Annotated in this window: 7 protein-coding genes; all 7 read left to right on the plus strand. The window is 73.2% G+C overall.

Features of this window, described 5'->3' with window-relative positions; genetic code table 11:
- The first annotated feature begins 3 nt into the window (after positions 1-3).
- The 7 genes from lysA to rho all read left to right on the plus strand — a co-directional run bounded on the left by lysA (position 4) and on the right by rho (position 12200).
- Entirely contained in the window at positions 4-1389 is a 1386-nt protein-coding gene (gene lysA / locus GA0070620_RS27170) for a diaminopimelate decarboxylase (RefSeq protein WP_091595494.1), read from the plus strand.
- A gap of 8 nt (positions 1390-1397) precedes the next feature.
- Positions 1398-2708: a homoserine dehydrogenase gene (locus GA0070620_RS27175; RefSeq protein ID WP_172836626.1), complete on the plus strand. Its 1311-nt coding sequence runs from the start codon at positions 1398-1400 to the stop codon at positions 2706-2708.
- A gap of 210 nt (positions 2709-2918) precedes the next feature.
- Positions 2919-3968 (plus strand): threonine synthase, encoded by a 1050-nt coding sequence (thrC, locus tag GA0070620_RS27180; RefSeq protein WP_091595498.1) that lies wholly within the window; start codon positions 2919-2921, stop codon positions 3966-3968.
- Between the two features lie 173 nt (positions 3969-4141).
- Positions 4142-7417, plus strand: a complete 3276-nt coding sequence (locus GA0070620_RS27185) for an efflux RND transporter permease subunit (protein WP_091595500.1) — start codon at positions 4142-4144, stop codon at positions 7415-7417.
- Positions 7418-7591: 174 nt separating this feature from the next.
- The gene (locus GA0070620_RS27190; RefSeq protein ID WP_091595502.1) at positions 7592-8848 is read left to right on the plus strand and encodes an MFS transporter; all 1257 of its coding nucleotides are present in this window, start codon (positions 7592-7594) and stop codon (positions 8846-8848) included.
- An 86-nt stretch (positions 8849-8934) separates the two neighbouring features.
- Entirely contained in the window at positions 8935-9879 is a 945-nt protein-coding gene (thrB, locus tag GA0070620_RS27195) for a homoserine kinase (RefSeq protein ID WP_091595505.1), read from the plus strand.
- A gap of 296 nt (positions 9880-10175) precedes the next feature.
- On the plus strand, positions 10176-12200 hold the full coding sequence (gene rho, locus GA0070620_RS27200; protein WP_091595507.1) for a transcription termination factor Rho: 2025 nt from the start codon (positions 10176-10178) through the stop codon (positions 12198-12200).
- Positions 12201-12214 lie beyond the last annotated feature (14 nt).

Below are 12214 nucleotides of genomic sequence, written 5' to 3' on the forward strand. Positions count from 1 at the left end.
GTCATGCGGGCTCATGAGGCGGGTGCGCTGCACGGCGACATCGGTCACCGCGGTCCGGCGTGGCTGCGTACGCCGGTCGACGTCAACGCGCTGGTGCCGCAGCTGTGGCCGCGCAACGTCCAGCGGAGCGCCGACGGCGCGCTGACCGTCGCCGGGCTCGGCGTCCGCGAGCTGGCCGCCGAGTTCGGCACGCCGGTGTACGTACTGGACGAGGACGACCTGCGCTCGCGCTGCCGCGACTTCCGGGCCGCCTTCGACGGCGTGGACGTCTACTACGCCGGCAAGGCGTTCCTCTGCCGCGCCGTGGTCCGCATGATCGACGAGGAGGGTCTGCACCTCGACGTGTGCAGCGGCGGTGAGCTGGCCACCGCGCTCGCGGCCGGGATGCCCCCGGAGCGGATCGGCTTCCACGGCAACAACAAGTCGATCGCCGAGCTGACCCGGGCGGTCGACGCCGGGGTCGGCCGGATCATCGTGGACTCGTTCACCGAGATCGACCGGCTCACCGCGCTGGCGCGCGAGCGGGGCGTCCGCCCCCGGGTGCTGGTCCGGGTGACGGTCGGCGTCGAGGCGCACACCCACGAGTTCATCGCGACCGCGCACGAGGACCAGAAGTTCGGGTTCTCGCTCGCCGGCGGCGCGGCGGCCGCCGCCGCGTTCAAGATCCTCGACGAGGACGTGCTGGAGCTGCGGGGCCTGCACTCGCACATCGGTTCGCAGATCTTCGACGCCAGCGGCTTCGAGGTCTCCGCCCGCCGCGTGCTCGCGCTCCAGGCGCAGATCCGCGACGCGCGCGGGGTGGAGCTGCCCGAGCTGGACCTGGGCGGCGGCTTCGGCATCGCGTACACGACCCAGGACGACCCGGCCGCGCCGCACGACCTGGCGAAGCGGCTCCGCAAGATCGTCGACTCGGAGTGCGAGGCCGAGCGGCTGGTCGTGCCGCACCTGTCCATCGAGCCCGGCCGCGCGATCGTCGGCCCGGCCGTGTTCACCCTCTACGAGGTGGGCACGGTCAAGGACGTGGACGGCATCCGCACGTACGTCAGCGTGGACGGCGGGATGAGCGACAACATCCGCACCGCGCTCTACGGGGCGTCGTACTCCGCCACCGTGGCGAACCGGACGTCGGCCGCCGAGCCGATGCTCGCCCGCGTGGTGGGAAAGCATTGTGAGTCCGGGGACATCGTGGTGAAGGATGAATTCCTGCCCGCCGACGTGCAGCCCGGAGATCTTGTCGCGGTGCCCGGCACCGGTGCCTACTGCCGGAGCATGGCCAGCAACTACAACCACGTGCCGCGCCCGCCGGTCGTCGCCGTGCGCGGTGGCCAGGCGCGTCTGATCGTCCGGCGGGAGACCGAAGAGGACCTGCTCGCATTGGATGTCGGATGACCTCACCTGTGCGCCTGGCGCTGCTCGGCTGCGGCACGGTCGGGAGCGAGGTGGTGCGGCTGCTGCACGAGCAGTCGGCTGACCTCGCGGCCCGGGTCGGTGCCCCGCTGGAGCTCGCCGGCATCGCCGTACGCCGGCTCGGCCGGGACCGCGGCGACCTGCCGGTCGACCCCGCGCTGCTCACCACCGACGCGCTCGGCCTGATCAAGCGGGACGACGTGGACGTGGTGGTGGAGGTGGTCGGCGGCATCGAGCCGGCCCGGGGCTGGCTCGTCGAGGCGCTGCGCGCCGGCAAGAGCGTCGTCACCGCGAACAAGGCGCTGCTGGCCGAGGACGGCGGCGCGCTGCACGACGCGGCGGCGGAGGGCGGCGGCGACCTCTACTACGAGGCCGCGGTGGCCGGGGCCATCCCGTTGCTGCGACCGCTGCGCGAGTCGCTGCACGGTGACCGGATCAACCGGGTCACCGGCATCGTCAACGGCACCACCAACTTCATCCTCTCCGCCATGGACGCCACCGGCGCCGGCTTCGCCGAAGCCCTCGACGAGGCGACCGAGTTGGGCTACGCCGAGGCCGACCCCACCGCCGACGTCGAGGGTTTCGACGCGGCGGCCAAGGCGGCGATCCTCGCCTCGCTCGCCTTCCACACCCGGGTCGGCGCGGCCGACGTGCACCGGGAGGGCATCACCGAGGTGACCGCCGCCGACGTGGCCAGCGCCAAGGCCATGGGCTGCACGATCAAGCTGCTGTGCATCGCCGCGCGCGGCGTCGACGCGGCCGGGCGGGAGACGGTCAACGTCCGCGTGCACCCGGCGATGATTCCGCTTACCCATCCGCTGGCCAGCGTCGGCGACGCGTTCAACGCCGTGTTCGTCGAGGCGGAGGCCGCCGGGCAGCTCATGTTCTACGGCCGGGGCGCCGGTGGGGCGCCGACCGCCAGCGCGGTGCTCGGCGACGTGGTGGCGGTCGCCCGCAACCGGCTCGCCGGGGTGCGCGCGGCCAGCGAGAGCGCGTACGCGGACCTGCCGGTGCGCCCGATGGGTGAGGCGCTCACCCGCTACCACGTCAGCCTGGACGTGGCCGACCGGCCGGGTGTGCTGGCCGCGGTCGCCGGGGTGTTCGCCCGGCACGACGTGTCGATCGCGACGGTGCGGCAGGGCTCGGCGGCCGGCACGACCGGCCGGGGCGCGGACGCGGAGTTGGTCATCGTCACCCACGTGGCACCGGACGCCGCGCTCGCCGCGACCGTCGGGGAGCTGCGCGGGCTGGACATCGTCCGCTCGGTGACCAGCGTGCTGAGGGTCGAGGGCGGGCTCTGAGTCGTTGAGCCGGTGACGGCGGCGACGACCGCCGCCGGGGTTGCCGGATGGCGGCGACGGCCACCGCACCGGTGGCCGCGGACGTGATCCGGCCGGGCGGGGTGTCCCGCCAGGTGGTTACGCCGGCGCGCGGGTGACCGCGCTGCGGCAGGGTGGTCCACGCTGGGCGTGGTCCCGGGTCAGGGGCCGGCAGAGGGCGAGGAGAGCGACATGTGGCGGGGTCTGATCGAGGCGTACCGGGACCGGCTGCCGGTCACCGCCAGCACGCCGGTCGTCACCCTGCACGAGGGGAACACGCCGCTGCTCCCGGCGCCGGTGCTCTCCGCCCGGCTGGGCTGCGACGTCTACCTCAAGGTCGAGGGCGCCAACCCGACCGGCTCGTTCAAGGACCGGGGCATGACGCTCGCGGTCTCCAAGGCGGTCGAGGCGGGTAACAAGGCGATCATCTGCGCGTCCACCGGCAACACCAGCGCCTCCGCCGCGGCGTACGCGGCCCGCGCCGGGTTGACCTGCGCCGTCCTGGTGCCCCAGGGCAAGATCGCGCTGGGCAAGCTGGCCCAGGCGCTGGTGCACGGCGCGAAGCTGCTCCAGGTCAACGGCAACTTCGACGACTGCCTCGCGATGGCCTCCAAGCTCGCCCAGGACTACCCGGTGGCTCTGGTCAACTCCGTCAACATCGACCGGCTGCACGGTCAGAAGACCGCCGCGTTCGAGATCGTGGAGGCGCTCGGCGACGCGCCGGACATCCACTGCCTCCCGGTCGGCAACGCCGGCAACATCTCCGCCTACTGGATGGGCTACGCCGAGGACCTGGCCGACGGCCGGAGCACCCGCGCCCCGAAGATGTACGGCTTCCAGGCCTCCGGCGCGGCGCCGCTGGTGACCGGCGAGGTGGTGCGTGAGCCGTCCACCATCGCCACCGCGATCCGCATCGGCAACCCGGCCAGTTGGACGCGGGCGCTCGACGCCCGGGACGCCTCGGGCGGGCTGATCGCTGCGGTGACCGACCGGGAGATCCTGTCCGCGTACCGGCTGCTGGCCCGCGAAGTCGGCGCCTTCGTCGAGCTGGGCAGCGCGGCGAGCGTCGCCGGGCTGCTCCAGCAGGCGGCGGCGGGTCGGGTCCCGGCCGGCTCGCTGGTGGTCTGCACGGTCACCGGCCACGGCCTCAAGGACCCGGAGTGGGCGATCTCCACTGCGCCGTCCCCGACGACCATCGCCAACGACCCGCTGGCCGCCGCGCGAGCCCTGGACCTGGCCTGACCCGTAGCCGGGCCCGTCACGACCAACGGGATCCGGGCGATCCAGGTCGGGTTGCGCGTGGGCTCAGGCGGGTTTCAGGTGCGGGCTGGCGTGCACCCGGCGGGGGCGGGGTTGATCGAGTCGGGCACACTCTCCTCCTGCCCCGCATTCTTTTCTAGGAGTGAGCCAGGCCGATGTCGCTGCTCGCCAGATTCAGTCTCGCCAACCGAGGGCTCGTCGCCCTCATAGCGGTGGTGACCACGGCGTTCGGACTCTTCGCCGTGCCGTCGCTGAAGCAGCAACTGCTGCCCTCGCTGGAGTTTCCCGCCGCGTTCATCGTGGCCCCGTACCCCGGTGCCGCGCCGGAGATCGTCGAGTCGCAGGTCGCCGAGCCGATCGAGAACAGCCTCCAGGGGATTCCGGGGCTGGACAAGGTCAGCTCGACCTCGCGGGAGGGCGTGGCCACCGTCCAGGTCCAGTACGAGTTCGGCACCGACCTGGACGACGTCGTCAACAAGATGCAGACCGCGCTGAACCGGATCGACGCGCAGCTGCCCGCGAACGTCGACCCGCAGGTCATCGCCGGTAGCACCGACGACCTGCCCGCGGTCGTGCTGGCCGCCTCCGGTGGCGGTGACCAGCGTGCGTTGGCGGAGAAGCTGCGCGACAGCGTGCTGCCCGAGCTGGAGAGCATCGAGGGCGTACGCACCGTCGAGCTGACCGGCACCCGCGACGACATCGTCACCGTCAAGCCGGACCTGGCGAAGCTGGCCGCCGCGAAGCTGGACCCGAGCGCGATCGGTGCGGCCCTGCGGAGCAACGGCGTCGCGATCCCGGCCGGCACGGTCACCGACGGCACGCAGGGGCTCCCGGTGCAGGTCGGGACCCCGGTCGCCAGCCTGGACGACCTGCGCGGCATCGTGGTCGCCACCGGGCCGAACCCGGTCCGCCTGGCCGACGTCGCGACCGTCGAGCAGGACGTCGCCCCGGCCACCGCCATCACCCGGACCAACGGGCAGGACAGCCTGGGCATCGCGGTCACCGCCTCGCCGGACGGCAACGCGGTGGAGATCTCGCACGAGATCCGGGACCGCCTCGACGCCCTCACCGACGCCTCCGGCGCCGCGCTGACCGTGGTCTTCGACCAGGCGCCGTTCGTGGAGAAGTCCATCGAGAGCCTGACCACCGAGGGTCTCCTGGGCCTGGTCATGGCGGTCATCGTCATCCTGGTCTTCCTGCTGTCGGTGCGCTCCACGATCGTCACGGCGGTCTCCATCCCGCTGTCGGTGCTGGTCGCGCTGATCGCCCTCTGGATCGGTGACTACTCGCTGAACCTGCTCACCCTCGGCGCGCTGACCATCGCGGTGGGCCGGGTGGTCGACGACTCGATCGTGGTGCTGGAGAACATCAAACGGCACCTGGGGTACGGCGAGGCGAAGCGGGACGCGATCCTCGCCGCCGTCCGCGAGGTGGCCGGCGCGGTCACCGCGTCCACCCTCACCACGGTCGCCGTGTTCGCGCCGATCGCGCTGGTCGGCGGCTTCGTCGGGCAGCTGTTCGCGCCGTTCGCGATCACCGTGACGGTGGCGCTGCTCGCCTCCCTGCTGGTCTCGCTGACCGTCATCCCGGTGCTGGCCTACTGGTTCCTGAAGCCGTCGGGCGGCACGCCGGACGACGAGGCGGTGCGCCGGGCCGCGGAGGAGAAGGAGCTGCGCAGCCCGCTGCAGCGGGGCTACCTTCCGGTCATCGGGTTCGCGACCCGCAACCGGCGTACCCGCTGGATCACGCTGGGGCTCGGCGTCCTGGTGCTGTTCGGCACGTTCGGCCTGTCCCGGCAGCTGGAGACGAACTTCCTGGACGACTCCGGGCAGGACACCCTGAGCATCAGCCAGGAGCTGCCGGCCGGCACCAGCCTGGCCGCGACCGACGCGGCGGCGCGCAAGGTCGAGGCGGTGCTGGAGCGCACCGAGGGCGTCGAGACGTACCAGGTGACGGCCGGCGGCGGCGACATGCCGTGGATGGGCGGTGGCGGCAACAACGTCGCCAGCTGGTCCCTCGCGCTGGGCGGTGACACCGACGCGAAGCAGATGCGGGAGCGCCTGCGTACGGAGTTCGCCGCGCTGGGCTCGGACGCCGGCGAGTTCACCTTCGGCGGCGGTCAGGACGCGGCGGCCAGCCAGCTGGCGGTGGTCGTCCAGGCCGCCGACCCGGAGGTGCTGAGCCGGGCCGCGAAGGCGGCACAGGACGCCCTGGCCGGGACGCCGGGCGTCGCGGACGTCACCAGCAGCCTGGCCGACCAGGTGCCGCGGGTCGAGGTCGCCGTGGACCGGGTCAAGGCGGGCCGGGCGGGCCTCACCGAGGCGGCGGTCGGTCAGCTGGTGGCGCAGGTGTTCCGCGGTGCCCCGCTCGGCCAGGTGACCGTCGACGGCGGTCAGCAGGACGTGGTGCTGCGGTTGGCCGCGACGGCCCCGGTCAGCGTCGACGAGCTGCGCGCGCTGCCGATCGGTCCGGTGAAGCTGGGTGACATCGCCACGGTGACCCGGACCGAGGGGCCGCAGCAGGTGACCCGCATCGACGGTGAGCGCAGCGTCACGGTGACCGGCGCGGCCACCGGCTCGAACCTCGGCGCCACCACGCAGGAGCTGCGGGAGCGGCTCGACGGGATCGACGTCCCGGGTGCGACGTTCACCATCGGCGGCGTCAGCGCCGACCAGGAGGACGCCTTCGCCGACCTGGGCCTGGCGGTCCTCGTCGCCATCGCGATCGTCTTCCTGATCATGGTGGCCACCTTCCGGAGCCTGACCCAGGCGCTGATCCTGCTGATCTCCATCCCGTTCGCGGCGACCGGCGCCATCGGCCTGCTGCTGGCCACCGGCACCCCGCTCGGCGTGCCGGCGTTGATCGGCGTACTGATGCTGGTCGGGATCGTGGTGACCAACGCGATCGTGCTGCTGGACCTCGTCAACCAGTACCGGGCGCAGGGCCTGGACGTCCGGGAGGCCGTGGTCGAGGGTGGCCGGCGACGGCTGCGGCCGATCCTGATGACCGCGGTCGCGACGATCTTCGCGCTGCTGCCGATGGCGTTCGGGCTGACGGGCGAGGGCGGCTTCATTTCGCAGCCGCTGGCGGTGGTGGTGATCGGTGGTCTGCTCAGCTCCACGCTGCTGACGCTGATCCTGGTGCCGACGCTCTACACGATGGTGGAGAACACGAAGCGATCGCTGCGTGAGCGGCGGGAGCGGCGGCGGGGCGGGACGCCCACCCCGCCGGAGGCCACCGAGGCGCCGGCCGAGCCGGTCCTGGTGGGGGCCGGTGCTCCGGCGGCCGAGGCCACCGCGGGCACCGCCGCCACGCCGGCCGAGCCGGCCGCGCGGCCCAAGCCGTCCGCCGCCCTGGTCGACGGTACGGACCAGTTCGAGGTGCTGCGCCTGCCCCGGAGCCGCACGTCGCCGTTGCCGCCCACCGAGTAGGCACGTCTCCTCCGAACGCCCCCGGCGGGTTCCGACCCGCCGGGGGCGTTCCGCGTCCGGCGTGCGCGTCGGATCGCCGACGGAACGTGAGCGGTCGTGCGCCCATACTCTGGGCGACGGTGACAGGGGGCGGAGCGGGTGATGGCCAGGGGGCGAGGGATAGGGTCCTCCTCCGTGGCTTCCACCCTGTCCGTCCTCACCCGCAACCGGAACTTCCGCAACCTCTTCCTCGCCGAGTTGGTGGTCTTCGGCGCGGACTGGTTCGTGATGGTGCCGTTGCTGGTGCTGCTGCCGAAGCTCACCGGCAGCGGCGTCTGGGGGGCGCTGGTGCTGGCCGTGGACACCGGCATCGTGGCGCTGCTGCTGCCGTACACGGGCACGATCGCCGACCGGTTCGACCGGCGGAAGATCATGATGGTCGCGAACGTCGCGGCGCTCGCCGGGGTGCTGCTGCTGTTGGGCGTACGCGGCCCGGGCACCGCCTGGCTGGCGATGGTGGCGATCGGCGTGGTCGCGGTCGCCAAGGGCTTCTACTCGCCGGCGGCCCAGGCCGCGCTGCCCAACGTGCTGGACCCGCACGAACTGGCCGCGGGCAACGCGGTGGCCGGCTCCGCCTGGGGCACCATGACGGTGGTCGGCGCCTCGCTCGGTGGCGTGCTCAGCGCGCACGTCGGGCCGTACGCCTGCTTCTGGATCGCCGCGGTCGGCCTGGCGCTGGCCGCGGGGCTGGCGGCGACGATCCGCCGGCCGCTCCAGGCACCCCGGGACCGGGACGTGCCGCCGCAGCGCGCCTTCGCGGCGGTCGTCGAGGCGCTGCGCTACATCGGGCACCGGCCGCGCGTGCTGGCGCTGGTCACGGTCAAGTCGGCGGTGGGCCTGGGTAACGGCGTCCTGACGGTCTTCCCGCTGCTGGCCGGCGTCTACGGCGCCGGGCCCGCGGGCGCCGGCCTGCTCTTCGCGGTACGCGGGGCGGGCGCCCTGGTGGGGCCGATCCTCATGCGTCGGGTGCTGACCAACCGGGCCTGGCTGCTGCCCGGGCTGGCGCTGTCGATGTCGCTGTACGGGCTCGCCTACCTCGGCACCTCGGCGGCCCGCTGGTTCCCGCTGGTGCTGCTGCTGGTCTTCGTGGCCCACTTCGCCGGCGGCAGCAACTGGGTGATGTCGAACTTCGCCCTTCAGGGCGAGGTGCCGGACCGGCTGCGCGGGCGGGTCTTCGCCACCGACATGATGCTGGCGACGCTGGCGATCTCGGTCAGCCAGCTCGCCGTGGCCGCGGTGGTCGACGTCGTGGACGAGCGGGTGGTGCTGGCCGGCTGCGGCCTGGTCACCCTGGTGTACGCGGTGGGCTGGCGGATCGCCACCCGCAAGCTCTCCCTCTCCGACCCGGCCCGCGAGCCGGCCCCGGGCGAGTCCGCCGGCGCGGCCCGCTAGCGGGGGCGTGCGGGCGGGTCCGTCGGCGCGGTCCCAGCGTGCGGGCGGAAGACCGGATCGTCGGTCCCGCGCCCTAGCATGAGCCCGTGCCGACGAACTTCGCCACCGGGCCGGTCCGGGTCCGGGTTCCCGCCACCAGCGCCAACCTGGGGCCGGGCTTCGACGCGCTGGGGCTCGCCCTCGGGCTCTACGACGACGTGGCCGCCGAGGTGGCGCCCGAGGGCGTCCGGGTGACGGTGACCGGGCAGGGCGCCGGGGAGTTGCCCGACGACGATCGGCACCTGGTGGTGCGGGCGATGACGGCCACGTTCGCGCGCCTCGGCGTCGACCCGCCGGGGCTCGACGTGGAGTGCGTCAACCGGATCCCGCAGGCGCGCGGGCTGGGTTCCTCCTCCGCCGCCATCGTCGCGGGCGTGCTGCTGGCCCGGGCGTTGGTGAGCGACGGTGAGCGGCGCCTGGACGATGCCGGCGTGCTCGGGCTCGCCGCCGAGTTGGAGGGCCACCCCGACAACGTGGCGCCCTGCCTTCTCGGTGGCTTCACCGTCGCGTGGACCGAGCCGACGGGCGCGCGGGCGATCTCCCGGCCGGTCGCGGAGGGCGTCCACCCGACGGTCTTCGTGCCAGGTGAGCGGGGGTTGACCGCCGCCGCCCGCGCCGCACTGCCGGCCACCGTGCCGCACGGCGACGCCGCCCTGGCGGCCGGGCGGGCCGCCCTGTTGGTGCACGCGCTGACCAGCGATCCCGCACTGCTGCTGCCCGCCACGGTCGACCGGCTGCACCAGGACTACCGCGCGCCGGGCATGCCCGCCACCGCGGCCCTGGTCAGCGCGTTGCGTGCGGCGGATGTGGCTGCCGTGGTCAGTGGGGCCGGGCCGACCGTGCTGGCCTTGACCGATCCGCCCGTCGGGTTCGACGCGGGAACAGACTGGCAGGTCTGGCGGTTGCCGATAGATGTCAGCGGCGCCCGGGTTGCCCGGGGTAGACTTGGACACGCCGAGCGGGACCCTGTTGCCGCAGGTCGGAAGAGTTGATTACGCTCTAGACTTAGCACAGCCGCGAAGCATGCGATCTTCCTGCGGGTCGGCGCACCCCCGAAGCTCTCGGCGGTCAGCCCGTCACCCCTGCTAAAGGCCCACGCCGCACCGCAGTTTCCACAGGTCGCCGCAGACGGCGAGACCTGCTCACCGATGTTGGTGGGTTGGGAAACCGACCGGCTGCTGTGTCACAGACTCCCGCGACGCGTTCGTGCGATGCGGGTGCACCGAGGCCGCCCGGCCACCTGCTTGTCGATCCCGGGCAGTCCCGGCCTATCGAGGGAAGGAATCCATTGAGCGACACCACCGACGTGACGTCGGATGTTTCGAACGTCGCTGGCGATGCCACCACCGCCGCTCCCGCCCGTCGGCGGCGTAGCGGCACCGGTCTGTCGGCGATGCTGCTGCCAGAGCTTCAGAGCCTGGCCGCGTCGCTCGGCATCTCCGGCACGGCTCGCATGCGCAAGGGCGAGCTGATCAGCGCGATCTCCGAGCGGCAGGGCGGCGCCGCCGGCGGGACCCCTCGACCGCGGGCCGAGGTCGCGGCCGCGGCCGCTCCCGCTCGCGACGAGGTGCACGCCGAGGTCCGGGAGTCCGCCGAGCGGCCCGAGGCCGAGCGGCGCGCCACCGAGCAGGCGCCGTCCGAGCCGGCCGAGTCCGAGGGCCGTGGTCGCGGCCGTCGCCGGGGCGCCGAGGCGCGGGCCAGCGAGGCGCGCACCGAGGAGGCCGAGGCCGGCGAGCGCACCGAGCGCACCGAGGGCCGCGGCGGGCGTGACCGCAACGAGCGGGCCGAGCGGGGTGACCGTGCCGAGCGCGCCGAGCGGGGCGACCGTGCCGAGCGCGGTGAGCGCAACGAGCGGGTCGAACGCAACGAGCGGGCCGAGCGCGGTGAGCGCAACGACCGTGGTGAGCGGGCCGAGCGCGGTGAGCGCAACGACCGTGGTGAGCGGGCTGAGCGCGGTGAGCGCAACGACCGTGGTGACCGCGGCGAGCGGGCCGACCGGAACGACCGCAACGAGCGGGGCGACCGGGGCCAGCGGGTCGAGCGTGACGCCGACGGTGACGACGACGGCGAGGGCGGCGGCCGGCGCGGCCGGCGCAGCCGCTTCCGGGACCGTCGTCGGGGCCGGGGCGAGCGCGCCGAGGGTGGCGACGGCGGCGGCCGTGAGCCGCAGGTCGGCGAGGACGACGTGCTCGTCCCCGTGGCCGGCATCATCGACGTCCTCGACAACTACGCCTTCGTCCGGACGACCGGCTACCTCGCCGGCCCGAACGACGTGTACGTGTCGATGTCCCAGATCAAGAAGTACGGCCTGCGCCGCGGTGACGCCATCACCGGCGCGGTGCGGGCGGCCCGTGAGGGCGAGCAGCGGCGGGACAAGTACAACCCGCTGGTGCGGCTGGACACCATCAACGGCATGGAGCCGGAGGAGGCCCGGCGCAGGCCGGAGTTCTACAAGCTCACTCCGCTCTACCCGCAGGAGCGGCTGCGGCTGGAGACCGAGCCGCACATCCTGACCACCCGCGTGATCGACCTGGTCATGCCGATCGGCAAGGGCCAGCGGGCGCTCATCGTGTCGCCGCCGAAGGCGGGTAAGACGATGGTGCTGCAGGCGATCGCCAACGCCATCACGCACAACAACCCGGAGTGCCACCTGATGGTGGTGCTGGTGGACGAGCGGCCGGAAGAGGTCACCGACATGCAGCGGTCGGTGAAGGGCGAGGTCATCGCGGCCACGTTCGACCGTCCGCCGCAGGACCACACGACGGTCGCCGAGCTGGCGATCGAGCGGGCCAAGCGCCTGGTCGAGCTGGGTCACGACGTGGTCGTGCTGCTCGACTCGGTGACCCGGCTCGGCCGGTCGTACAACCTGGCGGCGCCGGCCAGCGGCCGGATCATGTCGGGTGGTATCGACTCGACGGCGCTCTACCCGCCGAAGCGCTTCCTCGGCGCGGCCCGCAACATCGAGAACGGCGGGTCGCTGACCATCCTCGCCACCGCGCTGGTGGAGACGGGTTCGATGGCCGACACGGTCATCTTCGAGGAGTTCAAGGGCACCGGCAACGCGGAGCTGAAGCTGGACCGGAAGATCGCCGACAAGCGCACCTTCCCGGCGATCGACATCCACCCGTCCGGCACGCGTAAGGAGGAGATCCTGCTCGCGCCGGAGGAGCTGGCCATCATCCACAAGCTCCGGAAGGTCCTGCACTCGCTGGACTCGCAGGCGGCCCTGGACCTGCTGCTCGACCGGCTCAAGCAGTCCCGGACGAACATCGAGTTCCTGATGCAGATCGCGAAGTCCACACCGGGGGAGTGATCCCCGGGTCGGCA

Origin of the sequence: Micromonospora krabiensis, from assembly GCF_900091425.1 — a bacterium.
In the GTDB taxonomy this organism is placed as follows: domain Bacteria; phylum Actinomycetota; class Actinomycetes; order Mycobacteriales; family Micromonosporaceae; genus Micromonospora; species Micromonospora krabiensis.